We start from the raw sequence: 24,788 nt of genomic DNA on the forward strand, positions 1-24,788 counted from the left end.
TGAGAGCGCTCTCGGGGGACCGAAAACCGGTTGCCCGCGAGATCAGGACGATCGGATCATCGCCGTATGACCACGAGAAAGGCCCATGGCCGCTGACCGCCGCCTGGCCTCCTACGCCCGCCTGCCCCGCGCGTACCGCGACCGGACCGTACTGCACAGCACCGTGGATGCCTTCGGGCGTGCGCACTGGCTGCTCTGCGGCGCGCGGAGCCGGCACGGGCCGTACGACGCGTTGGTGGTCACCGTGGAGGGCGACTACGCGGACGAGACCCGTCTGAGTGCGGTGGGGTCACGTCACCCGATGATCGGTGCCCTGCCGGCCGGCGGCTTCGTCCTCGCCGACGCGCGCAGCGACACGGGCGACGACCAGGTACAGGTCTTCGACGCGCTGGGGCGCCCTTCGTCGGCCTTCCGTGTCGGCGACGGCATCCAGCATCTGCTGACCGACGCGTCGGGCGACCTCTGGATCGGGTACTTCGACGAAGGCGTCCTGGGCGATCGCCTGAGCGCACCGGGCGTACGTCGGTGGAGCAGCACGGGAGAGCCTTTGTGGACGTACTCGCCGGGCCCGGGAGCTCGCCACATCGTCGACTGTTACGCCCTCAACGTGGACCGCCGTGCCGCCTGGGTGTACCCGTACACGGACTTCCCCCTCCTTGAGGTCCGGGACGGCCGACCGACCCGCGTCCGCACCTCACCAGTGAGGTCCGCCCACGGCATCCTCGTCCACGGCGAGCGCGTCGCCTTCTTCGGCGGCTCCCTCGACGCTCACGACCGACTCGTCACCGGCCGACTCACCGACACCGCAGTCGACCCCTTGGCGACGACCCGCCTCACCCGCCCGGACGGCACCCCCCTCGGCCGTCGCCGCGTCGTCTGCCGCGGCTCCCGCCTCTACGTCCAGGAGCAACCCGGCACGGAATGGACCCTGTTCGACCTCTCCCGTCAGTGATCGTGCTCGTGCGGTTCGTACCCCGGGATGGTCCCGTCCGTCTTCTTCACCAGGAACAGCCCCACCATCCCCATGTCGGAGTGGCTCTGGACATGGCAGTGGTACATCCACGCGCCCGCCCCGACGCCCTCCCCCGCGATCACCTGGAAGCCGAAGGAGTCCGCGGGGCCCACGATCTTGTTGTCGATGACCTGGCTCGGGTCGTCGGGGCCGGTGAGCATGCCGGTGCGGTTGTCGGCCCAGCGGTGACCGTGCATGTGGAAGGTGTGGTAGTACTCGCCGTGGGTGATCATCACGAACTCGACGCGATCGCCCACCGTGGCCTCGAAGTTGGGCCCCGAATGCGCCGGCTTGTTGTTGATGAGCATGTCGTTGAAGACGATCGTGTGCGTCTTGTCCGGGAGGACGTCGCCCTTGCGGCGCACGATCACCGGGCCGTACAAGCCCTTGCGGATGCCGCCGGTCCCGTGCTCGGTACCCACCACGTGGTCGTGGTAGTGCCAGTACCCCGCGCTGCCCGCGCGCCAGGTGCCGTCCTTGCGGCGGCCGGGGGCGTGGGTGCGCCAGGTGTAGGTGCGGGTGCCGCCGGGTTCGACGTCGCTCTTGTTCAACTTGGTGCCGTCGCTGGTGATCTCGTAGTCGAGGCCGTGGACGTGGAGGCTCGCCCTGACGTCCATGGTGTTCTCGAACTCGATGTGCAGGGTGTCGCCCTCGTTGAGTTCGATGAGCGGGCCGGGGATCGTCGCCTTGCCCTTCTCGAAGCCGTAGCCCATCTGCCCGTCGGCGAGCTTCTCGGCGTACAGCTTGATGTGTCTCACCTCGCCCCCGGCCGGGGCGGTTCTGGCCGGTCCGTCGGCGCTCGCGGCGTCCGGTGCCAGCGACAACGATGTCGCGACGGCCCCGCTGCCCACGACGGCGGCGCCACCCAGCAGTACTCGTCGGTTGAACCCGCGTCGGTCCATGCGGAACTCCCCACCCTGATACGGAACTTGCGGAGACGTACCTGTGATGAACCTGTGAGACGGTACCGGCCGTTCCGCTGTTTTTCCACGCTCAGGACAAAGTTGGCCCCAACTCGGTCATAGGTATTGGCGAGTTGCGCAAAGAGGTCTAGCTTCCATCGCGCTGTTGCTGTGACCGAGGAGGTGCCCATGCACTTACGAGGACTGAGCGCGAGAAGACGGGTCGGCGTGGCGGGCGTGACCGCCGGGGTCGTCGTCGCCGGACTGCTGTCGGGTCCCGCCGCCAGCGCGCGTCCGGCTCCCGAGCCACCCCTGACAACGATGTCCGTGAAGTCGCCGCCGGGCGGCGCCAATGTACGTGTGCTGGTCTTCCATGGTTCCGCGGCGGCCGGGGAGGAGTCGCCGGTCGTGAACGCGGGGATCGAGACGATCGAGAAGATCGGCCTGTCCGGGCCGACGGACCAGCGGTTCAGGACCGAGGCCACCGACGACGCTTCGGTGTTCACCGACGAGACGAAGCTCGGGCGCTACAACGCGATCGTCTTCCTGACCGGCGGCGGTGACATCCTCGATCCGGAGCAGGAGGCCGGCCTGGAGGCCTATATGGAGGCCGGCGGCGGTTTCGTCGGCGTCCATGACGCGGCCCGCGCGGAGCCGTACTCGGACTGGTTCACGGGTCTGGTCGGCGCCCGGCCGGCGGCTTCCAGCCCAACGGCCGTACAGCGGGCGGTTGTCGAGGTCGGGGACCGTCAGCATCCGGCGACCAAGGACCTCCCGGTGCAGTGGAAGCGGCCCGACCAGTGGTTCAACTGGACCAAGAACCCGTCGGGCGAGGTCCACACCGTGGCCCGGGTCCGCGAGTCGACGTACCAGCCGGGAGCGAGCAGGAACGGCTGGGACCATCCGGTGAGTTGGTGCCGTGACTACGACGGCGGCCGGTCCTTCTACACCGGCATGGGCGGCACGGTGTCGTCGTACGACGAGACCGACTTCCGTACGCATCTGCGCGGCGCGCTGCTGTGGACCTCGCGGCTGGTGCAGGCCGACTGCAAGGCGACCATCACCGGAAACTACAAGGCGGAGCGTCTCACCCAGCCCAACCAGGCCGGGCAGAACGACCAGATCGGCGAGCCGCACGGCCTGGTCACCGCGCCCGACGGCCGGGTGCTCTACATCGGCCGGGGCGGCGCCGACTCCTCCCAGCCGGTGGTCACCGACTGGAACAACCCCGACATCGGCAAGGGCAGGGGCGAGATCCACGTCTACGACCCGAGGACCAAGAAGGTCACCCTCGCGGGGGCGTTGACGGTCTTCGGCAACAAGGGCGGCGGCGACGAGCTGGTCAAGGTCGAGGAGGGCCTGCTCGGCATCGAGCTCGATCCTCGGTTCGAGGAGAACGGGTGGGTGTATCTGCACTACACGCCGCACTCGCAGATCAACCGCGAGACGCGGATGGCCGAGCGGCGGGTCTCCCGGTTCACGCTCGACCTCGCCGGCAACAAGCTGGACCTGGGCAGTGAGAAGGTGCTGCTCAAGTGGCCGGTGCAGATCCACAGTTGCTGCCACGCGGGTGGCGGGATGGCCTGGGACTCGAAGGGCAACCTGTACATCGCGACCGGTGACAACAACTCCAGCCGCTTCAGCGACGGTTACTCGGGCAACAACCCGGAGCCCAACTTCAAGGGCGTCTCCTTCGCCGACGCGCGGCGCACCGCCGGCAACACCAACAACCTCAACGGCAAGATCCTGCGCATCCATCCGGAGCCGGACGGGACGTACACCCTGCCCGCCGGGAACCTCTTCACCGGGCAGGAGACCGACGAGGGCGGCGGGAAGACCCGCGGCGAGATCTATGTGATGGGGGTCAGGAACCCGGCTCGTATCTTCGTCGACCGCAAGACCGACATCCTGTACGCCGGCTGGGTCGGCCCGGACGCCTCCGCGCCGTCGACGACGTGGGGTCCGGCCAAGTACGACACGTTCGCCGTCATCACCAAGGCGAGCAACCGGGGTTGGCCGTACTGCATGGGCAACAAGCAGCCCTACCGCGACCGCAACCTCCCCGACCCGACGAAGCCGCTGGGCTGGTACGACTGCGACCACCCGAAGAACGAGTCCCCGAACAACGACGGCCTCGTCAACCTCCCGCCGGTCACCGGCAACAACATCTGGTACTCGCCCCAGGGCGGCGCACCGGACTTCCCGCGCGACGCGAACGGCATCCCCTCCTACAAGCAGGAGGAGTCCACGTATCTGCTGCCGTGGCTCAAGGGTGGCGGGCAGGCCGCGATGAACGGGCCGGTCTACCGCTACGACACGGCGAGCGCCAGCGAGGTCAAGTGGCCTGCGTACTGGGACGGCAAGTGGTTCGTCGGTGACTTCTACGACGCCGACCAGCCGCGCAACGCCGTCATCACCGACCCGAAGACGCACGGGGAGGGTGGACTGCCGGTGCACTCCGAGTCGTTGAAGAAGATCGTGCCCATCGGCAACGACGGCATCAGGAACCTCATGGACTGGAAATTCGGTCCGGACGGCTCGCTGTACGTGCTCGACTACGGCCGCGGCTTCTTCACCTCGGACACCAAGTCGGCGCTGTGGCACGTCACTTACAAGGGCGGCGGGCCCACTCCGGCCGCCGGTCAGCTGGCGAGGGGGGCCGCTCGGTGACGCAGCGACGAAGAATCTGGACCGCCCTGCTGGCCGCCGTACTGATCATGCTCGGGCTGCAGACGGCGCCCGTCTCGGCCCAGCAGCCCGGGGAGCGGGCGGCCGCCGCCCAGACGCTCACCTGGACGGCCGGCGACGACATCACCAAGTACACGTCGGCGCCGACGACCGCGGTGGCGGGTCAGGCGACGATCGTGTTCGAGAACAGTGTGGCGACCGGCAACACCACGGGAATGCCGCACACGTTGACGTTCGTGACGAGCGACCCCGAGTTCAACAGCGATGTGGAACTCAACATCCTCGCCAACCCGAACGACGACATGAACGGCCGCCACACCGCCGAGGCCACCCTCACCCCGGGCCGCTACTTCTACCACTGCACGATCCCGGGCCACGGACAGATGCAGGGCATCCTGGTCGTGACCGAGGGCACCGGCGAGGACACCACCGCGCCCACGGCGGCGGCGCAGGTGACCGGGACACAGAACGCGCAGGGCGAGTACGTCGGCTCGGCGAGTGTCGCGATCAGCGCGACGGACGACGAGGGCGGGTCGGGGGTCGACGGTATCCAGTACGCGGTCGGCGACACGGGCGACTGGCTGCCGTACACCACCCCGGTCGTCGTCGACCAGGTCGGCAGCCACAGGATCCGCTACCGGGCGCTCGACAAGGCGGGCAATGTCTCCGCCGAGAAGAGCGTCCAGTTCACGGTCGTCCCGCCGGCCTCCGACGACACCACCGCCCCGGACACCTCGGCGACGGTGACCGGCGAGCAGAACGCCGACGGGGCGTACCTCGACATGGCGACGGTGACCGTGTCCGCCTCGGACACCGGCTCCGGCGTCAACACCATCGAGTACGCCGTCGGCGACGGGGCCTGGCAGGCGTACACCGCACCGGTGATGGTGCACCAGGTCGGTACCCACACCGTGCGCTACCGGGCCACCGACAAGGCGGGGAACGTCGCCGCCGAGAAGAGCGTGCGGTTCACGGTCGTCGCGACACCGACTCCGGACACCACACCGCCGGTGACGGGCGTGACGGTCGAAGGCACGAAGAATTCGAGCGGGGCCTATGTCGGCAATGCCAAGGTGACCGTGAGCGCCGCGGACGAGCACGGCGGGTCCGGTGTCGACCGGATCGAGTACTCGATCGACGGTGGACCGTACATCGCCTACACCACACCGGTGATCGTCGACCGTGCGGGCACCCACACCCTGGCGTATCGCGCCACCGACAAGGCGGGCAACACCGCCGCCGCTCGCACGGTGACCTTCACCGTCGTGTCCAGCCAGGTCCCGGCCCCCAACTGCCCGGAGTTCGACGAGCGGTTGACGGTCATCGTCGGCGAGATCGACTCGGGTGTGCCCAACCGGCTCACCAACAGCCGCTGCCGTATCAACGAGTTGATCGAGGACGAGAAGGAGTGGACCTCCCACGCGCTGTTCGTCAAGCACGTGAAGACGGTCCTCGACAAGCTCCTCAAGGAAGGGGTCGTCGACCAGCGCGAGTACAACGCCATCCAGAAGGCCGCCCGGCAGTCCGGGATCGGCAAGCCCGGACAGACCGAGGGCTACCGGACGATCCTCGACGGCAGCGCGGAGTCGTTCGCCAAGTGGCAGCAGGTGGGCGGCGGTTCGTTCGCACTGAACGGCGACGGCTCGATCACCTCCGGCACCACGAAGGCCGGGCTCGGCATGCTGTGGTTCCCGGAGCGCAAGTACGGCGACTTCTCGCTGCGGCTCCAGTGGCGGGACGACGCGCCGGGCACCGGCAACGCCAACTCGGGTGTGTTCGTGCGCTTCCCGTGGGTCCACGACCATCCGGAGGAGTCACGGCCGGAGTGGGTCGCCATCAAGTACGGGCACGAGGTGCAGGTCCTGGACCGGCCCGACGGCGACATGTACAAGACGGGCTCGGTCTACGGCTTCGACCGCGTGGGCCTGGCCGGTGCGGGGGTGACCCAGAAGGGCACCTGGAACGACTACGAGATCCGGGTGGTCGACCAGCACTACTCGGTCTACCGCAACGGTGTGCTGATCAACGAGTTCGACAACATCGGCGGCCAGGACTTCACCCCGCCCCGCTCGGACGACCCGGGCACGGACGGGCGACGGTTCGCCTCCGGCTACCTCGGACTCCAGGTGCACGGCACGACGGACGTGGTCTCTTACCGGGACATCCGGATCAAGGAGTTGTGAGCCCTCCTCTCCAGTGACGGCCAGGGGGTGCGGCCCACCGCGGTGACGGTGGGCCGCACCCTGTTATCCAGCGGCCCGCCCGCGGCTGACCCACCGTCACGTGTCGTCGTGTCTGGCCCGGCTCGGCTGCACCCGCTTGGGCTCCCCCGGCATCTTCGGATACTCGGGCGGATACGGCAGGTCGCCCAGACCGTGGTCGTGCTCGTCCTGGCGGGCCAGTTCCAGCAGCGCGTCGAGCGAGAAGGCGTGATCGTCCATGTCCGCGTGCACATCGCCGAGTTCGGCGAAGCGCGCGGGCATGGTCGCGAGGTCGAAGTCCTGGGGGTGCGCCTCGCCGACCTCGTCCCAGCGCAGGGGTGCGGAGACGGGGGCGTGCGGGCGGGGTCGTACGGAGTAGGCGGAGGCGATGGTCCGGTCCCGGGCGGTCTGGTTGTAGTCGATGAAGATGCGCTCGCCGCGCTCCTCCTTCCACCACTTGATCGTCACCTGGTCCGGCATCCGCCGTTCCATCTCCCGGCCCACCGCGATCGCGGCCCTGCGGACCTCCGTGAAGGTCCAGCGGGGTTCGATCGGCACGAACACATGCAGACCCCGTCCGCCGGAGGTCTTCGGCCAGCCGCGCAGTCCGCCGAACTCCTCCAGCACGCCCCGGAGTTCACCCGCGGCGCGCACGGCGTCGTCGTAGTCCGTGCCGGGCTGCGGGTCGAGGTCGATACGGAGTTCGTCGGGCCGGTCGACGTCGTCGCGCCGTACCGGCCAGGGGTGGAAGGTGAGCGTGCCGTACTGGGCGGCCCACAGGACGGCGGCCTCCTCGGTGGGGCACATCTCGTCGGCGCTGCGGCCGCTCGGGAAGGTGATGTGGGCGGTCGGGATCCAGTCGGGCATGTTCTTCGGCGCGCGCTTCTGGAAGAAGGACTCGCCGCTCACGCCGTCCGGGTAGCGCTCCAGGGTGGTGGGGCGGTTGCGCAGGGCGCGCAGGATGCCGGGGGCGACCGCCTGGTAGTAGCGGGCCAGGTCGAGCTTGGTGAACCCGCGCTCCGGGAAGAAGATCTTGTCCGGGCTGGACAGGCGGACGGTCCGGCCGCCGACCTCCAGTTCCACCGCTTCACCCATGCGAGCCACGGTAGGCGCACCTCGCAAACCTCGCACACCGGGCGTATACGGCAGTGTGGGCGCAGAATCGACAGCATGGATCTGCCGGTGATGCCGCCCGTGAAGCCGATGCTCGCCAAGTCGGTGGCGAGGATCCCGCCGGACATGCAGTACGAGGCGAAGTGGGACGGGTTCCGGGCGATCGTGTTCCGCGACGGGGCCGAGGTCGAGCTGGGGAGCCGTACCGGCAAGTCGCTGACCAGGTATTTTCCCGAGCTGGTGGCCGCACTCCAGGACCGGATCCCCGAGCGCTGTGTGCTGGACGGGGAGATCGTGATCGCGCGGGACGGCCGTCTGGACTTCGACGCGCTCACCGAGCGCATCCACCCGGCGGCCTCCCGGGTCCGCACGCTCGCCGAGCGGACCCCGGCCTCCTTCGTGGCGTTCGACCTGCTGGCCCTGCGGGACGAGTCGCTCCTGGACGTGCCGCTGAGCGACCGCAGACAGCTGCTGACCACGGCATTGGCCGGGACGACGGCCCCCGTGCACGTGGCCCCGGCGACCACGGACATCGAGGTGGCCCAGCGGTGGTTCGAGCAGTACGAGGGGGCGGGCCTCGACGGGGTCATCGCCAAGCCGCTCACCCTGCGCTATCTCCCGGACGACCGCGCGATGTTCAAGGTCAAGCACGAGCGCACGGCGGACGTGGTCGTCGCCGGCTACCGCTTCCACAAGAGCGGCCCGATCGTCGGTTCCCTGCTGCTCGGCCTCCACGACGACGACGGCACCCTCCAGCACGTGGGCGTGTCGGCGGCCTTCCCGATGAAGCGGCGCGCCGAACTGGTGGCGGAGCTGGAGCCGCTGCGCATGGAGGACGCCGCCGGGCACCCCTGGGCGGCCTGGGCGGACGTGGCGGCCCACGAGAGCGCCCGGCTGCCCGGGGCGCCGAGCCGCTGGTCGGGCAAGAAGGACCTGTCGTGGGTGCCGATCCGGCCGGAACGGGTGGCCGAGGTGGCGTACGACCACATGGAGAACGGCGTACGGTTCCGGCACACGGCCCGCTTCCGCCGCTGGCGCCCGGACCGGGAGCCGGAGAGCTGCACGTACGCGCAGCTGGAGGAGCCGGTCAGGTACGACCTGAACGAGATCCTGGGCTGACGCACCTGGACCTAGGGCCGCATCAGCACCTTCACCGCGCCGTCCTGCTTCTTCTGGAACATCTGGTACGCGTGCGGGGCGTCCGACAGCGGCACGTGGTGGGTGGCGAAGTCGTCGACGCCGAGCGGGTCCTCGTCGGTCAGATACGGGATGATCTCGTCGCTCCAGCGCCGCACATTGGCCTGGCCCATCCGGATCTGGAGCTGCTTGTCGAACATGGTGAGCATGGGCAGCGGGTCGGCCATGCCGCCGTAGACGCCGGACAGGGAGATCGTGCCGCCACGGCGTACCAGCTCGATGGCCGTGTGCAGGGCGGCGAGCCGGTCGACGCTGAACCGTTCCGCGAACGGTCCGCTGATCCTGCGCGGCAGCAGGGCGGAAGCCTGCTGGGCCAGCCGGGCGGCGGCACTGCCGTGGGCCTCGGTGCCCACCGCGTCGATCACCGCGTCGGGGCCCCGGCCGTCGGTCTCGTCACGGATGGCCTGGACGAGCTCCTTCTCGCTGTCGAAGCTCCTCAGGTCGTACGTCTCCACACCACGCGCGCGTGCCCGGCGCAGTCGCTCGTCCACCAGGTCCACCCCGAACACCCGTCCCGCGCCCCGCACCTGGGCGATCCGGCAGGCCATGTCGCCGATCGGTCCGAGGCCGAGCACGGCGACGCTGCCGCCCTCGGGGACGTCCGCGTAGGCGACGGCCTGCCAGGCGGTGGGCAGCACGTCCGAGAGGTAGACGAAGCGGTCGTCCGGCGGGCCCTCTGGCACCTTGATGGGGCCGTACTGGGCCTGCGGGACGCGCAGGTACTCGGCCTGGGCGCCGGGGACCGCGCCGTAGAGACGGGTGTAGCCGAACAGGGCGGCGCCCATGCCCTCGCTGGTGACCTGTGTGGTCTCGCACTGGGTCGGCAACGCGTTGAGGCACATCCAGCAGTTGCCGCAGGCGATCTGGAACGGCACCACGACCCGGTCGCCCGCCTTGAGATCCGGCACACCCGCGCCGACCTTCTCGACGATGCCCATCGGTTCGTGTCCGAGGATGTCGCCCGGCGTCATGAACGGGGTGAGCACCTCGTACAGATGCAGGTCGGAGCCGCACAGACCGGTGGAGGTGATGCGGATGACGGCGTCCGTCGGTTCCTGGATCTCCGGATCGGGCACGTCCTCCACCCGTACGTCCCGCTTTCCCTGCCAGGTCACTGCCTTCATCACGGCACTCCCTTCGGCCTCTGCGGAGGCGCTCCGGGTACCCGGAGCGCCTCCCGCGAACCGCGCTGTGGGCCGCTCGGCGTAGCGACGCGCTCCTCAGAGTTATTCACCTCGACCGATCAAACCCGACCGGGTATGGCCACCAATGAACACATAAGCGCACAATCAGTGAAACGAGACTTGGGTGGCGACGGTGGGCATGGGACGAGGGGCGCGCACACGACGCGCCATGACTACGGCGGCGCTCCTGGCCGCCGCACTGACGGTTTCCCTGGCGGCGGGCTGCACGGGCACCAACCAGCCCGGCCCGGTCGACGACGGAAGAGGAGCGGAACAGGACCAGACCCCGCAGCCCCCGAACCAGGACCCCTCGCAGAGCGGGCTGACCGGTGAGTCGGCGCTCGCCGTGAAGATCGACAACGTTCGGGCGGCGCGTCCGCACACGGGCACCGACTCCGCGGACATCATCTACGCCGAGCAGGTCGAGGGCGGACTGAGCCGGCTGATGGCGGTGTACGCGACCAAGCTCCCCAAGGTCATCGGACCGGTGCGCAGCGCCCGGGAGTCGGATCTGGAGCTGCTGCGCCAGTTCGACCACCCGACGCTCGCCTTCTCCGGCGCCCAGGGCAAGCTGATGCCGCTGATCGACAAGGCGCCGCTGAACCCGCAGACGCCCGGCAGGACGTCCGGCGCCTACTACCGGGGCACCGGCAAGTCCGCCCCGCACAACCTCTATCTGCGCCCGGACCGCCTGATGCCCTCGGTTCCGGGCGCGGACGCCCTGACGACCGGCTTCACCTACGGCGCCGCCCCGTCCGGCGGGACGAAGGACACCTCGGAGACCGTGCGCTACCCGGCGGCCACCTTCCGGTTCACCTGGTCCGCCGACCGCGACCGCTATCTGGTCTCGATGGACGGCACACCCTCCGTGACGACCGCCGGCAAGCGGCTCGCCCCGGCGACGGTCGTCGTGCAGCACGTGAAGGTCCGCAAGTCCGACTTCCACGACTTCCTCGGCAACAACACGCCGTACACCGAGACGGTGGGCTCCGGGAAGGCGAAGGTGCTGCGCGACGGAAAGGCGTACAGCGTCGACTGGAAGCGCGAGAAGGCGACGGACGGTACGACGTTCACGACGAGCGACGGCGACCCGGTGAACTTCGCCAAGGGGCAGGTCTGGGTGGTCTTCGCCAAGGCCTAGCGCTGGGCGACGAGGGGTTCCGCGGGGTTGCGGAGCCCCTCGGCCGCGTCCGAGACCCGCTGGATCAGCTCGAAGAAGACGGACTGCTCCTCGGCGGAGAGCGGGGCCAGGAAGACCTGGTTCATCCGGGCCGTGCGCACGGTCAGCTTGCGGTGGGTGCGCAGCCCGTCCTCGGTCAGACGCAGCAGGAACCGCCGGCCGTCCTGCGGGTCGCGCACCTTGTCCACCAGTCCGCGGCGGCCCAGCCGGCTGATCACCTCGGCGATGGTGGACCGGTCCAGGCCCACCCGCTCCCCCACCGTGCGCTGGTCGAGACCCGGCTCGGCGACGAGCGCGTTGAGGACCGCGAACTGCGGCGAGGTGATCTCCTCCGAGACCATCGTGTTCCACAGCAGGTAGTGCGCCTGCTGGAGCCGCCGGGCCAGGTGCCCGGGGTGGGTGGTGAGATCCACCGCGGCCATGTGCGCTCCTGAGGTCGTATTCGTAAGTGCACTGAACGATACCCGGCGAGTCACAGACTGTCTGCAACCTCGCTCACGCTCCTGACCTCACATTTCTCCTGGGTCTTGACGTCGCCCCCGTCCGGTGGCAGCGTGAAGGAAACTTCACGGAAATGCTCAGTGCCCTGATTAATCAGCGAGATGGAGCTTCACGCATGGACAAGGTGGTCGCCACCGCCGCCGAGGCGGTGGCCGATGTGCCGGACGGCGCGACACTCGCCGTCGGCGGCTTCGGGCTCAGCGGGGTGCCCAACGTGCTGATCCAGGCGCTGTACGAGCGTGAGGTCAGCGGCCTCGGCGTGGTCTCCAACAACTGCGGGGCCATGGAGTCCGGGCTCGCGGTCCTGCTCGCCGCGGGCCGTATCGCCCGGGTGACCGGCTCCTACATCGGGGCCAACAAGGAGTTCGCACGGCAGTACCTGTCCGGCGAGCTGGAGGTCGAGATGATCCCCCAGGGCACGCTCGCCGAGCGGCTGCGCGCCGGCGGCGCGGGCATCCCCGCCTTCTTCACCCCGGCCGGGGTCGGCACCCAGGTCGCCGAGGGCGGACTGCCGTGGCGCTACGACGGTGAGGGCGGCGTCGCGCTCGCCTCACCGCCGAAGGAGGTGCGGGAGTTCGACGGCACCGAGTACGTGCTGGAGCGCGGTATCCGCACCGACTTCGCGCTGGTGCGGGCGGCCCGGGGCGACCGGCACGGCAACCTCGTCTTCAACAAGTCCACCCGCAACTTCAACCCGCTCGCGGCGATGGCCGGGCGGATCACGATCGCCGAGGTCGAGGAGCTCGTCGAGCCGGGCGAGATCGACCCGGACGCGGTGCATCTGCCGGGGATCTTCGTGCAGCGGGTGGTGGCCCTGACTCCGGAGCAGGCCATCGACAAGCGGATCGAGCAGCGGACGGTGAGCAACTGATGGCCTGGACACGCGAGCAGATGGCCGCGCGGGCCGCGCGCGAGCTTGAGGACGGGCAGTACGTCAACCTCGGCATCGGCCTGCCCACGCTGATCCCCAACTACCTCCCGTCCGGGGTCGAGGTGATCCTGGAGTCCGAGAACGGCATCCTGGGCACCGGCCCCTACCCCACCGACGACCAGGTCGACCCGGACCTGATCAACGCCGGCAAGGAGACCGTCACGGTCCTGCCCGGCGCCTCCTTCTTCGACTCGGCGCTGTCCTTCTCGATGATCCGCGGCGGCCACATCGACGTCGCCGTCCTGGGCGCCATGCAGGTCTCCGCCAAGGGCGACCTCGCCAACTGGGCCATCCCCGGCAAGATGATCACCGGGATCGGCGGGGCGATGGACCTCGTCCACGGCGCCCGCACCGTCATCGTGGTCATGACCCACACCGCCAAGGACGGCTCCGCCAAGATCCTGGAGGAGTGCGCGCTGCCGCTGACCGGCAAGGCGTGTGTGAACCGGGTCATCACCGATCTGGGCGTGATCGACGTGACGCCGGAGGGGCTCGTGCTGACCGAGGTCGCCCCCGGAGTCCTCGTCGACGAGGTCATCGCCAAGACCGACGCCAAGCTGACCGTCGCGGAGGAACTGCTGTGAAGCCCGTCTACATCGTCGACGCGGTCCGCACCCCGGTCGGCCGCTACAACGGCGGCCTGTCCTCGGTGCGCCCGGACGACCTGGCCGCCCACGCCATCCGCGAACTCGTCGCCCGTACGCCGGACCTGGACCCCGCCCGCATCGAGGACGTCTACTTCGGCAACGCCAACGGCGCCGGCGAGGAGAACCGCAACGTCGCCCGCATGGGCGCGCTGCTGGCCGGTCTGCCGACGTCCGTCCCGGGTGTGACCGTCAACCGCCTCTGCGCGTCCGGCCTGGAGGCGGTGATCCAGGCGGCCCGTGCCATCGCGGCCGGGGACGCCTCCGTCGCCGTGGCCGGTGGTGTGGAGTCGATGACCCGGGCGCCGTACGTCCTGCCCAAGAACGACCGGGCCTTCCCCGCCGGGCACACCGAGCTGTACTCGACCACGCTGGGCTGGCGCATGGTCAACCCGCAGATGGACCCGCAGTGGACCATCCCGCTGGGCGAGTCCGCCGAGCTGATCGCCGACAAGCACAAGATCACGCGTGAGCAGCAGGACGAGTTCGCGCTGGCCTCGCACCGGAAGGCGGCCAAGGCGCAGGAGGCCGGGCTCTTCGACGCCGAGCTCGCGCCCGTGTCGATCCCGCAGCGCAAGGGCGAGCCGGTGGTCTTCGGTGCCGACGAGTGCGTACGGGCCGACGCCTCGCTGGCCGCGATGGCGAAGCTGAAGCCGTCCTTCCGTAAGGACGGGGGGACGGTCACCGCGGGCAACGCCTCGCCGTTGAACGACGGTGCGGCGGCACTGCTGCTGGTGGACGAGGAGGGGTTGCGGGCCACGGGGCGGGAACCTCTTGCCCGAGTCTCCGCGACCGGCGTGAACGCCGTCGATCCGGACTACTTCGGGCTCGCCCCGGTTGAGGCCGTGAACCGGGCACTCGCCAAGGCAGGAAAGGGTTTTGAGGACCTGTCAGTCCTGGAACTGAACGAGGCCTTCGCCGCCCAGGTCCTCGGATGTGTCGCCGAATGGCCCGAGTTCGACCCCGCGATCCTCAACCCGCAGGGCGGCGCCATCGCCCTCGGCCACCCGCTCGGCGCCTCCGGCGCCCGTCTCGCCGGCACCGTCGCCCACCAACTCGCCCGCCAGGGCAGCGGAGTCGGCGTAGCCACCCTCTGCATCGGCGTCGGCCAGGGCCTCGCCCTCGTCCTCGAACGTTAAGACTCCACGGGACTCCTCATGACTCTCACCCAGCACGACATCGACCAGGAAATCGCCGCCGAGCACGCCGCCTACGAGAAGCGGGTCGCCGACGGCGCCCCCGTCGAGCATCAGCCTCGTCGCGACTACGCGCCGTACCGCTCCTCGATCCTGCGCCACCCCAAGCAGCCGCCGATCACGATCGACGTGTCCAAGGACCCGGAGCTGGTGGAGCTGCACTCCCCCGCGTTCGGGGAGCGGGACATCACCGAGATCGACAACGACCTCACCCGCCAGCACAACGGTGAGCCGATCGGGGAGCGGATCACCGTCTCCGGGCGGCTGCTCGACCGCAACGGGCGTCCGTTGCGCGGCCAGTTGGTCGAGATCTGGCAGTCCAACTCGGCCGGCCGGTACGCCCATCAGCGCGAGCAGCACGACGCCCCGCTGGACCCGAACTTCACGGGCGTCGGCCGCACCCTGACCGACGGCGACGGGCACTACCACTTCACGACGATCCAGCCGGGCCCGTACCCGTGGCGTCAGCACCTCAACGCCTGGCGCCCCGCGCACATCCACTTCTCGCTCTTCGGCACGGCGTTCACGCAGCGGCTCGTGACACAGATGTACTTCCCGGCCGACCCGCTGTTCCCGTACGACCCGATCATCCAGTCGGTGACGGACGACGCGGCCCGCCAGCGCCTCGTCGCGACGTACGACCACAACCTGTCGGTGCCGGAGTTCTCGATGGGCTACCACTGGGACATCGTGCTCGACGGCCCGAACGCCACCTGGATCGAAGAAGGGCGCTGACCTGCCATGACGAAGATCGACACCAGCCGCCCCGAGACGGTGCTGCCCACGCCGTCGCACACGGTCGGGCCCTTCTACGGCCACGCCCTCCCCTTCCCCGGGGGCGGCGACATCGCCCCCGTCGGCCACCCCGACACCATCGCGCTCCAGGGTTACGTCTACGACGGCGAGGGCAACCCGCTGCCGGACGCGTTCGTGGAGCTGTGGGGCGCCGACCCGGACGGCAACGTACCGACGGTCGACGGCTCGATGCGGCGCGACCCGGCGAGCGGCGGCTTCCTGGGGCGCAACGGCGTGGAGTTCACCGGCTGGGGGCGCGTCCAGACGGACGCCAACGGCCACTGGTCCGCGCGGACGCTGCGGCCGGGTGCCCGGGGGCGGAGCGCGCCGTACATCAGCGTGTGCGTCTTCGCGCGCGGGCTGCTCGTGCACCTCTACACCCGGATCTACCTGCCGGGCGACGACGCGGCGCTCGCCGCCGACCCGCTGCTCTCCCAGGTGGACGAGGCGCGCCGGAACACGCTCGTCGCCACGGATGACGGCAAGGGGACCTACCGTTTCGACATCCGCCTTCAGGGCGAAGGCGAGACGGTCTTCCTGGAGTTCCAGTGACATCTGCCGAACCCGACGCCGGTCTGCTCGCCCCCGGGTGGGCCGGCTCCCCCGCCGCCTCCGCGACGAGCGACTCCGCGTATCTGCGGGCCCTGCTCGACGCGGAGGCCGCGCTGACCCGCGCCCAGGCGGCGCTGGGCCTGGCTCCCGAGGAGGCCGCCACGGCGGTCACCGCGGCGGCCCGGTCCGGGGACTTCGACGCCCGGGACATCGCCGTACGCGCGCGTGCGGGCGGCAACCCGGTGATCCCGCTCGTCGCCGACCTCACGAAGACGGTCGGCGGGGAGTACGGGCCGTACGTCCACCGGGGCGCGACCAGCCAGGACATCGTGGACACGGCGACGGTGCTGGTCGCCGTGCGCACCCTCGACCTGGTCCGCGCCGACCTCGGGCGCACGGAGGCGGCGCTGGCCCGGCTGGCCGCCGAGCACCGGGACACCGCGATGCCCGGACGGACCCTGACCCAGCACGCCGTGCCGACGACCTTCGGGCTGAAGGCCGCCGGCTGGCGCTCGCTGGTGCTGGACGCGCGGGACCGGGTCACGGCCGTACGGAACTCGCTGCCCGCCCAACTCGGCGGTGCGGCCGGGACCTTGGCGGCCTTCGGCGCGTACGGGGCCACCGATCCGACCGCGCTGCCGGCGGCGTACGCGCGGGAACTCGGCCTGCGGGCGCCCGAGCTCCCCTGGCACACCCTGCGCACCCCGATCGCCGATCTCGCCGGATGTCTGGCTTTCGCGGCCGGGGCGCTGGGGAAGGTCGCCACGGATGTGCTCACGCTGGCCCGTACCGAGATCGCCGAAGTCGCCGAAGGCAGCGGCGGCGGTTCGTCGGCGATGCCGCACAAGGCGAATCCCGTACGGTCCACACTGATCGCGGCCGCGGCCCGGCGGGCGCCGCAGCTCGCGGCCACGCTGTACGGGTCGCTGGCCGCCGAGGACGAACGGCCGGCCGGGGCCTGGCACGCGGAGTGGGAACCGCTGCGGGACCTGCTCCGGCTGGTCGGCGGTGCCGCGCGCGACGCCGCCGAACTCACCGAGGGGCTGCGGGTGCACGCGGACGTGATGCGTGAACACCTCGACCTCACCCATGGGTTGATCGTCTCCGAGCGGCTCTCCGCCGAACTGGCGTCGGTACTGGGCCGGGCACGCGCCAAGGCCCTGCTGACCGAGCTGGCCAAGCGCACCTACGCCGAGGGGCGCAGACTGGGCGAACTCCTGGCGGAGGAACCGGAGTTGAAGGGCCTCGATCTCGACAGCCTCGCCGACCCCGCCCGTTACACGGGGGCCGCCGCCACCCTCACCGATCGTGCTCTGGAGCGACGTTGACCGAGAAACTCCTCAACCACCACGCCGAGGGCCCCGCTTCGGCTCCCGCGCTGATCCTCGGGCCGTCGCTCGGGACGTCGTACGCCCTGTGGGACCAGGTCGCTCCCGAGCTCTCCATCACCCACCGGGTGGTCCGCTGGGATCTGCCGGGGCACGGCGGCAGCGCGGCCGGCCTGATCGGCCGCGGCGCCACCATCGGTGACCTCGCCGATCTGGTGCTCGCGCTCGCGGACTCGCTCGGCGTCGAGCGGTTCGCGTACGCGGGGGTGTCGCTGGGCGGTGCGGTGGGCCTGCACCTGGCCGTGCATCACCCCGAGCGGGTGTCGTCGCTCGCCGTGATCTGCTCGTCGTCGCACTTCAACGGTGCGAAGGCGTGGGAGGAGCGGGCCGCGCGGGTCCGAGCCGAGGGCATGGACTGGCTCCTGGAGAGTGCGGACGCCCGCTGGTTCACGCCCGGCTTCACGGTGCCCCGGCTCGTCCAGGACCACCGGGACGCCGACCCGGAGGCCTATGCCGCCTGCTGTGACGCGCTCGCCGCCTTCGACCTCCGCGAGCGGCTGGCGGAGATCTCCGCGCCCACCCTGCTCGTCGCGGGCCGACAGGACCCGGCGACCCCGCCGGCGCATCTGCGGGAGATCGCGGACGCGGTGCCGGGCGCCGCGCTCGTCGAGATCCCGGGTGCCTCGCATCTGGCGGTCGCGCAGTGCCCGGAGGCCGTACTGACCGCGCTGCGCGCGCACTTCGACGGCGGCGCCAAGCGGGGCATGGAGGTACGGCGCGAGGTGCTCGGCGACACGCACGTGGACCGGGCACAGGCCCGGCAGTCGCCCTTCACCGCGCGATTCCAGGACTTCATCTCCCGCTACGCGTGGGGCGAGATCTGGACCGACCCGACGCTCAGCCGCCGCGAGCGCAGCATGATCACACTGACCGCGCTGGTCGCCCACGGCCACTACGACGAGCTGGCCATGCATGTCCGGGCGGCCCGGCGCAACGGTCTGACGCCGGAGGAGATCGGCGCGGTCCTGCTCCAGACGGCCGTCTACTGCGGGGTTCCGGCGGCCAACTCGGCGTTCGCCGCCGCGCAACGCGTGCTGGCGGAAGAAGAAGGGTGACCCTGCGGGTCGTAGCCTCCACAGCAGCACGCACATGCCTCCACCGCGGGCCTACGGTGGAGGCATGTCCACGATTCTGATCACCGGTGCCACCTCCGGACTCGGCCGCCATCTCGCCTTCGAGCTGGTCCGCTCCGGCCATGTCGTCCTCGCCCACGGCCGTGATCCGGGCCGTACCGAGCGCCTCGTCGAGGAACTGCGCACCGAGGGCGACGCCGAGGCGTTCGTGGCCGACCTGGCCTCGCTGGCCGCCGTCCGGGACCTGGGCGCGCGGGTCGCCGACGCCCGTCCCGACCTTGACGTCCTGATCAACAACGCCGGCGTCGGAGCGGGCGCGCCGGGCGCGGGGCGCGAGCTGAGCGCCGACGGCCACGAACTGCGCCTCGCCGTCAACTACTTGGCCCCGGTGACCCTGACCCGCGCCCTGCTCCCGGTGCTGCGCGCCAACACCCCGTCCCGGATCGTCAACGTGGGCTCGGTCGGCCAGGACCCCGTCGACTTCGACGACATCGAGTTCCGCCGCGGCTACGACGGCTTCGCGGCATACCGTCGCGCCAAGTTCGCCCTGGCGGCCCACACGTTCACGCTGGCCGAGGAGTTGGCCGGTACGGGCGTCGCGGTGAACGTCCTGCACCCGGCGACCTTCATGGACACGGCGATGGTCCGCGAGGGCGGGGTGACGCCGTGGAACACGGTGGCGGACGGCGCGCCGGGAGTACTGGCCCTCGCGACCCAGGACCTGGGCACGGGAGGCTACTTCGACGGCACGAGCCCGGCGCGGGCACACGAGGGAACGTACGACAGGGAGGTACAGAAGCGCTTGGAGACGGTCACAGCCCAACTACTCGCGCTGTAGCGCCCCTTCAGGGGCGCGGGGAACTGCGCGGCAAGCCACGAACTGCCCGCAGACGCCGATGCACCGGTCGCACCGAGCTCTTCAGCGCAATCCCCGCCCCGTCTCCAACACATCCCGCGCCTGCGCAACCAGCCCATCCGCCCCACACGACCGCGCAAGCGCCAGCCCCCGATTGATCTCGGCGACAGACCTCGCAGCGATCCCGTACTCCACCCGCGCGGCCGCATGCTCGTACTGACACGGCGACGACTCCAGATACGTCACCGCCTGGGACAGCAACCGCACCGCCCGCTGCCCCGTCTCCAGCGCGGCAGCGCACCGCAGCGCCTCCCCGATCGCCGTGTCCGTGCCGAACCGCTCGGCGCGGCGCCGGGCGTCGGAGGCGAGTTGGGCGGCCCGGACAGGGTCCGACACGGCGAGGGCGCGGGCGAGGTCGAGCGCCCAGGGGACCATCACCGGGTTGTGGTGGCCGCGCGCGGTCGCCGCCTTCTCCGCGGCCTCCAGCTCGTTGACCGCGTCCTGGGTGCGGCCGACGGCGAGCAGGAGACGGCCGCGTACGGACTGCGGGTCGGGCAGCACGATGGTGGACGGGTAGGGCGGGGCGAAGCCGTACTGTTCGGCGATCTCCCAGGCCTCGTCGACATGGCCGCGGGCGAGCAGCGTGTCGACGAGGTTGCAGGTCGCCGACCAGTACAGGGGCAGTCCGCGGCCGACGCGCTCGGCGATGCGCAGGGACTCGCGCAGCGTGGACTCGGCCTCCCGGAGGCGGCCGCGCCGGCGGTGGGCGAAGCCGAGGAAGGCGTGGGCCAGGGCGAGGTGGCCGCCGCTCCAGCCGGCCGACTCGTAGGTGCGCAGGGCCTCGGTGAACATGCTCTCGGCGCGGTCGAGCCGGTCGGTGTAGGTGTAGGAGCTGGCGAGCATCATGAGGATCTCGAGGCCCCACTCGGTGTCGGTCCAGCCGAGTCCGGGTGCCAGGCGGCCGTTGACGAGGGCGCGGTCGCTCAGTTCGACGACGATCTCCGCGTTCTCGCCGTGGGTCATGGCGTCGAAGCCGCGCAGGATGAGCAGGGCGCGCTCGGAGTTGTCGCGTCCGGTGCAGGTCGCGGCGAGGGCGGCGAGCCGCTCGGAGCGGCCAGGAGAGCTCGCCTCGCCCGCGTGGATGCCTTCCCACATGTACTGCACGGCCTGGAGCCGCAGTTGTGCAGGCCCGGGTCCGAGCCGGGCGGCCTCCGCCTCGACGGTGCGGACGGCGTCCTCCAGCTGGTCGTTGTGGAGGAGGGCCTGGGAGAGGCGGAAGACGGCGTCCACGCGTTCGGCGCCGTCCAGGCCGGGCATGGCGAGCGCGGACTGGAGGTGGTCGACGGTGGTGGCGGGCGCGGTCAGCAGGGTGGCGCAGCCGAGTTCGTAGAGCACGCGCGCGTGGGTCTCCGGACGGGGCGGTTCGCGCAGTGCCCGTTCCAGGCAGCGGCGGGCCGCGTCGGGGGCGCCGACGGCGACGTGTTCGCGGGCGGCCTCGCGCAGCTGCTCGACGAGTTCCTCGTCGTCGTCCGGGTGTACCTGGAGGAGGTGGCGGGAGGCCATGGCGGCGCCGAGCCCGGAGTCGGCGACGACCTGGGCGGCGATGCCGTGCATGGCGGTGCGCAGGGCGTCGGGGATGGAGTTGTAGACGGCGGTGGCGATGAGCGGGTGGACGAACTCCAGGTCGCCGTCGTCGGCCGGTACGACGGCCGGGTCGGGGTCGGTGAGGATGCGGGCGTTGCGCAGGAGTTCGGCGCAGCGCACCGCGTCGTCGCGGCCCATGGTGGCGAGCTTGGCGACGAGGTCGACGGAGATGCCGGTGCCGAGGATGGCCGCCGCCCAGGCGAACCGGGTGGCCTCGATACCGAGTCCCTCCAGGCGGGCGACGAGGCCGCCGCCGCGCGCGGAGCGGTTCAGGGCGCGCAGTTCGCAGGCCTGGGCCTCGACCGGTTCGAGTTCGCTGTCCTGGACCTTGGCGAGGAGTTCGACGGTCTCGTAGGGGTTGCCGCCGGTGACGGCCCAGACCTCGCGGCAGAACGGGGCGTCGGCGTGCGCGCCGAGGGTGGCGCGGGTGAGGCCCGCGGTGGCGTCCGGGGTGAGTGCGCTGAGCGTGGCGACGGGGCCGCCCGCGGCGGCGGCGACCGCGTCGAGGTGACGGGCGCTGTCGCCGGTGACGTCGCCGGGGCGGCGGGCCACCACGAGCAGGACGGAGAGGTCGTCGAGGCGCTCGGCGAACGCGGCGAGCCAGCGCAGGGTCTCCTGGTCGGCCCAGTGCGCGTCGTCGATCACCAGGACGAGCGGCCAGTCGCGGCGGGCGAGCCGGCGTACCGCGGCGACCAGACCGTCGCAGACGCCCTGCGGGTCGGGCTGGCGCTCGCCGGGATCCGTCACTCCGAGGGCGGGCCCGGCGATGTCGTACCAGTCGCCGAGGTACTCGCGTGCCTCCTCCGGCATCAGGGAGACCAGGGCGGGCTGGAGCAGTTGGCGTACGACGTTGAAGGGGACGGACCTGAGGGTCTCGCCGCCGCGGGCCGACCAGACGGTGCAGCCGCGGGCCTCGGCGATGCGGCGGGTCTCGGTGAGCAGGGCGGTCTTGCCGAGTCCCGCCTCGCCCCGGAACACCAGGAGGCTGCCCGAGGAGGATTGGTCCGCGCGGAGAGTGTCGATAGCCCGCTCGACGGCGGCGACCTCCTCGTCGCGCTCCCAGAGGGAGGCCGAGGCGGCCGGCGTGGGCCCTTCCTCCGTCATCCCATTACCTCCCCAAGTCGCCCGAACGACGTACAGACCACGAGCGTAGCCGTCCGATTGGCTAAGTGGAGGGCGGTCCGGGCACCTGTTGCCTCGACGGGTGACGGTGGTTGCGGACAGTCGACGCACTGGGCCTGTGACCTGCTGTCCATTGCTTTTTGACTGATGGTCAAAAACCGGAGGAGGAGCCACATTTTCCAAGATCGGAAGGCGGGCGGCTCCCGCCGTGCGCTGGTCGCGGGGTCGGTGGGCAACTTCATCGAGTGGTACGAGTTCGGCGTCTACGGCTACTTCGCCACGATCATCGCGGCCCGCTTCTTCACCCCGGAGGGCGGCAGCGAGGCCGAGGCGCTGGTGCGGACGTACGCGTCGTTCGCGCTGGCGTTCTTCTTCCGGCCCGTCGGCGCGGCCCTGTTCGGCCGGCTCGGGGACCGTGTCGGGCGGCGTCCGGTGCTGATCCTGGTGATCGTGCTGATGACCGGCGCGACGACATTGATCGGCGCGCTGCCGACGTACGCCCAGGTCGGCGCGCTCGCCCCCTGGCTGCTCACGTTTCTGAGGGTGCTTCAGGGGCTGTCCGCAGGCGGGGAGTTCGGCGGGGCGGTGTCGGTGATGACCGAGTTCGCGCCGCCGGGTCGGCGGGGGCTGTACGGGTCGTGGCAGTCGTTCACCGTGGCGCTGGGCCTGCTGGGCGGTGCGGGGGCCGCAGCGCTGCTCGCCACCGTGCTCACGGAGCGGCAACTGGGCGACTGGGGCTGGCGGTTGCCGTTCCTGCTGACGCTGCCGCTGGGGCTCGCGGCGCTCTGGCTGCGGCTGCGGCTGGACGAGACGCCCGCGTTCCGGGAGGAGCACGAGGTCGAGCGTCCGCCGGTGCGCCAGGTCGCGGGCGCCGTCGCGCTGGGCGCGGGACGGATCATGGGCTGGGCGGCGGCCGGTTACACCTTCCTCGTCGTGCTCCCCTCCTATCTCCAGAGCACCCTGGACGCGAGCTTCCGGCAGGCGCTGGTCGCCACCGTGCTGGCCAACCTGGGCTTCGCGGCGACGATCGTCCCGGCCGGACTGCTGAGCGACCGGGTGGGGCGGCGACCGGTGATGCTGACGGGGGCGGTGCTCGTGACGGCCCTGGCGGTGCCGCTGCTCAACCTCCTTCAGGACAGCGGGACTTCGAATACCGTCAAGGGTGTGGCGGTGTGCGGCGCGGGTGCCGTGGTGGGGCTGATGGCGGGGCCGGGTCCGGCGATGCTGGCGGAGCTGTTCCCGACCACCGTGCGCCACACGGGCCTGGGACTCGCCTACGCCCTGTCCAATGCGGTGTTCTCGGGTTGCGCGGGGCTCATCATCACCAAGACGGTGGAGCGGACCGGGAACGTGGACATCCCGGGGTACTACGCGGCCGTGACGTGTGCGGTGAGCGTCCTGGCACTGGCCAAGTCCCCCGGGCGGAAGGTGGGTTGAACGGATGCGGGTGATCGGTCTGATGTCCGGCACGTCGTACGACGCCATCGACGCGGCGGCGGCCGAACTGGACCTCGTCGGGGACGGCCTGGTCCTGAGACCGCTGGGAATGGTGAGCACGCCGTACGACGACGCACTGCGCGAGGCGCTCTCGGCGGCTCTTCCGCCGGCGCCGACCTCGATGGCCGAGGTGTGCCGACTGGACACCCTGATCGGGCAGGCGTTCGCGGCGGCGGCCGTGCGGGCCGACCATGAACTGTGCGACGGGCGGGCCGAGTTGATCGCCTCGCACGGGCAGACCGTGTACCACTGGGCCGCCGACGGCCGGGTGCACGGCACCTTGCAGATCGGGCAGCCCGCCTGGATCGCCGAGGCGACCGGACTCCCCGTGGTCGCCGACTTCCGGCCCCGTGACATCGCCGCCGGCGGCCAGGGCGGCCCGCTGGTCAGCCTGGTCGACCTGCTGTGGCTGCGCGGCCGCCCGGGCACACCGGTCGCGCTCAACCTGGGCGGCATCGCCAACCTCACCGCACCCGACGGGACCGCCTTCGACACCGGCCCCGGATGCGCGCTGATCGACGCGGCGGCCCGGGGGTTCAGCGGCGGGCGCCTGGCGTACGACGCCGACGGGGCGCTGGCCGCGCGCGGGAAGGTGCACGGGGCGCTGCTGGAGCGGCTGCTCGCCGAGCCGTACTACGCGCTGGCGCCGCCGAAGACGACCGGCAAGGAGCTCTTCCACCTCGGACATCTCCAGGAGGCCCTCGCGGGGATCGGGACGCTGTCGGCCGAGGACGTCGTCGCCACACTGACCGCGCTCACCGCCCGGACGGTAGCCGACGCGGTCCGGTCGGTGCGCGCCACGGAGGTGATCGCCTCGGGCGGCGGGACCCGCAACCCGACGCTGATGGGGTTGCTGGCCGAGGCCCTGCCGGGCATCGCGCTGCGCACCTCCGACGAGCTGGGGCTGCCGTCGGACGCCAAGGAGGCGTACGCCTTCGCCGTCCTGGGATTCCTGACCGCGCACGGACTGCCCGGCACCGTCCCCGCGAGCACCGGCGCCCGGCACGCGCGCATGCTCGGATCGGTGACTCCCGGCCGGGACGGACTGCGTCTGCCGCCTCCCGCGCGGGAGAAACCTGTACGACTCGTACTGGAGTGACCGGAATTCGGCC

Annotated in this window: 20 protein-coding genes; 15 read left to right on the top strand and 5 right to left on the bottom strand. The window is 71.0% G+C overall.

Translation table 11 applies throughout. The annotated features are described in order from the left end of the window. Positions 1-85: 85 nt before the first annotated feature. Positions 86-952, top strand: coding sequence for a hypothetical protein (locus ACFY0U_RS19115; protein ID WP_388636755.1), 867 nt, complete (start codon positions 86-88; stop codon positions 950-952). Here ACFY0U_RS19115 and ACFY0U_RS19120 read toward each other — a convergent pair. Further along, positions 946-1,914 carry a multicopper oxidase domain-containing protein gene (locus tag ACFY0U_RS19120; protein WP_388636758.1) on the bottom strand — a complete coding sequence of 323 codons (969 nt, stop codon included), beginning with the start codon at positions 1,912-1,914 and terminating at the stop codon, positions 946-948. The genes ACFY0U_RS19115 and ACFY0U_RS19120 overlap by 7 nt on opposite strands. Before the next feature lie 189 nt (positions 1,915-2,103). Here ACFY0U_RS19120 and ACFY0U_RS19125 point away from each other — a divergent pair, with 189 nt between their 5' ends. Together ACFY0U_RS19125 and ACFY0U_RS19130 are read left to right on the top strand one after the other, a co-directional pair. Continuing rightward, complete coding sequence (locus ACFY0U_RS19125; protein WP_388636761.1) at positions 2,104-4,584, top strand: ThuA domain-containing protein; 2,481 nt, start codon at positions 2,104-2,106, stop codon at positions 4,582-4,584. A gap of 47 nt (positions 4,585-4,631) precedes the next feature. Continuing rightward, complete coding sequence (locus ACFY0U_RS19130; protein WP_388637202.1) at positions 4,632-6,785, top strand: OmpL47-type beta-barrel domain-containing protein; 2,154 nt, start codon at positions 4,632-4,634, stop codon at positions 6,783-6,785. Positions 6,786-6,881: 96 nt separating this feature from the next. On the opposite strand, the gene ligD is transcribed toward ACFY0U_RS19130, so the two are convergent. Continuing rightward, on the bottom strand, positions 6,882-7,898 hold the full coding sequence (gene ligD, locus ACFY0U_RS19135; RefSeq protein ID WP_388636763.1) for a non-homologous end-joining DNA ligase: 1,017 nt from the start codon (positions 7,896-7,898) through the stop codon (positions 6,882-6,884). Positions 7,899-7,973: 75 nt separating this feature from the next. Between ligD and ACFY0U_RS19140 the strand changes: the two genes are divergently transcribed. Beyond that, entirely contained in the window at positions 7,974-9,035 is a 1,062-nt protein-coding gene (locus ACFY0U_RS19140) for an ATP-dependent DNA ligase (protein ID WP_388636766.1), read from the top strand. Positions 9,036-9,046: 11 nt separating this feature from the next. Here the strand turns inward: ACFY0U_RS19140 and ACFY0U_RS19145 are convergent, their stop codons facing one another. Beyond that, positions 9,047-10,237: a zinc-dependent alcohol dehydrogenase gene (locus tag ACFY0U_RS19145; protein ID WP_388636769.1), complete on the bottom strand. Its 1,191-nt coding sequence runs from the start codon at positions 10,235-10,237 to the stop codon at positions 9,047-9,049. A 229-nt stretch (positions 10,238-10,466) separates the two neighbouring features. On the opposite strand from ACFY0U_RS19145, the gene ACFY0U_RS19150 reads away from it, so the two are divergent. Then, on the top strand, positions 10,467-11,438 hold the full coding sequence (locus tag ACFY0U_RS19150) for a DUF3048 domain-containing protein (protein WP_388636772.1): 972 nt from the start codon (positions 10,467-10,469) through the stop codon (positions 11,436-11,438). On the opposite strand, the gene ACFY0U_RS19155 is transcribed toward ACFY0U_RS19150, so the two are convergent. Beyond that, positions 11,435-11,899 (bottom strand): MarR family winged helix-turn-helix transcriptional regulator, encoded by a 465-nt coding sequence (locus tag ACFY0U_RS19155; RefSeq protein ID WP_388636775.1) that lies wholly within the window; start codon positions 11,897-11,899, stop codon positions 11,435-11,437. The two genes, ACFY0U_RS19150 and ACFY0U_RS19155, sit on opposite strands and share 4 nt — an antisense overlap. Before the next feature lie 194 nt (positions 11,900-12,093). On the opposite strand from ACFY0U_RS19155, the gene ACFY0U_RS19160 reads away from it, so the two are divergent. The 8 genes from ACFY0U_RS19160 to ACFY0U_RS19195 all read left to right on the top strand — a co-directional run bounded on the left by ACFY0U_RS19160 (position 12,094) and on the right by ACFY0U_RS19195 (position 19,395). Then, positions 12,094-12,849, top strand: coding sequence for a CoA transferase subunit A (locus ACFY0U_RS19160; RefSeq protein WP_388636778.1), 756 nt, complete (start codon positions 12,094-12,096; stop codon positions 12,847-12,849). Next, a complete protein-coding gene (locus ACFY0U_RS19165) occupies positions 12,849-13,493 on the top strand; it encodes a CoA transferase subunit B (protein WP_388636780.1) in 645 nt (214 codons plus the stop codon). The genes ACFY0U_RS19160 and ACFY0U_RS19165 overlap by 1 nt, the downstream gene beginning before the upstream one ends. Further along, on the top strand, positions 13,490-14,692 hold the full coding sequence (locus ACFY0U_RS19170; RefSeq protein WP_388636783.1) for a thiolase family protein: 1,203 nt from the start codon (positions 13,490-13,492) through the stop codon (positions 14,690-14,692). Before ACFY0U_RS19165 ends, ACFY0U_RS19170 begins: the two co-directional genes overlap by 4 nt. An 18-nt stretch (positions 14,693-14,710) precedes the next feature. Next, on the top strand, positions 14,711-15,484 hold the full coding sequence (gene pcaH, locus ACFY0U_RS19175) for a protocatechuate 3,4-dioxygenase subunit beta (protein ID WP_388636786.1): 774 nt from the start codon (positions 14,711-14,713) through the stop codon (positions 15,482-15,484). Positions 15,485-15,490: 6 nt separating this feature from the next. Further along, positions 15,491-16,096 carry a protocatechuate 3,4-dioxygenase subunit alpha gene (gene pcaG / locus ACFY0U_RS19180; RefSeq protein WP_388636789.1) on the top strand — a complete coding sequence of 202 codons (606 nt, stop codon included), beginning with the start codon at positions 15,491-15,493 and terminating at the stop codon, positions 16,094-16,096. Continuing rightward, positions 16,093-17,424, top strand: coding sequence for a 3-carboxy-cis,cis-muconate cycloisomerase (gene pcaB, locus ACFY0U_RS19185; RefSeq protein ID WP_388636792.1), 1,332 nt, complete (start codon positions 16,093-16,095; stop codon positions 17,422-17,424). The genes pcaG and pcaB overlap by 4 nt, the downstream gene beginning before the upstream one ends. Then, complete coding sequence (gene pcaD, locus ACFY0U_RS19190; RefSeq protein WP_388636795.1) at positions 17,421-18,539, top strand: 3-oxoadipate enol-lactonase; 1,119 nt, start codon at positions 17,421-17,423, stop codon at positions 18,537-18,539. Before pcaB ends, pcaD begins: the two co-directional genes overlap by 4 nt. A 64-nt stretch (positions 18,540-18,603) precedes the next feature. Then, on the top strand, positions 18,604-19,395 hold the full coding sequence (locus ACFY0U_RS19195) for an SDR family NAD(P)-dependent oxidoreductase (RefSeq protein WP_388636798.1): 792 nt from the start codon (positions 18,604-18,606) through the stop codon (positions 19,393-19,395). Positions 19,396-19,476: 81 nt separating this feature from the next. Here the strand turns inward: ACFY0U_RS19195 and ACFY0U_RS19200 are convergent, their stop codons facing one another. Continuing rightward, positions 19,477-22,161, bottom strand: coding sequence for an ATP-binding protein (locus ACFY0U_RS19200; RefSeq protein WP_388636801.1), 2,685 nt, complete (start codon positions 22,159-22,161; stop codon positions 19,477-19,479). Positions 22,162-22,326: 165 nt separating this feature from the next. On the opposite strand from ACFY0U_RS19200, the gene ACFY0U_RS19205 reads away from it, so the two are divergent. Continuing rightward, entirely contained in the window at positions 22,327-23,616 is a 1,290-nt protein-coding gene (locus ACFY0U_RS19205) for an MFS transporter (protein WP_388636804.1), read from the top strand. A gap of 4 nt (positions 23,617-23,620) precedes the next feature. Then, positions 23,621-24,775, top strand: coding sequence for an anhydro-N-acetylmuramic acid kinase (locus ACFY0U_RS19210; RefSeq protein WP_388636807.1), 1,155 nt, complete (start codon positions 23,621-23,623; stop codon positions 24,773-24,775). Positions 24,776-24,788: the final 13 nt, after the last annotated feature.

Origin of the sequence: Streptomyces sp. NPDC001536 (genome assembly GCF_042894505.1) — a bacterium.
Taxonomy (GTDB): Bacteria; Actinomycetota; Actinomycetes; order Streptomycetales; family Streptomycetaceae; genus Streptomyces.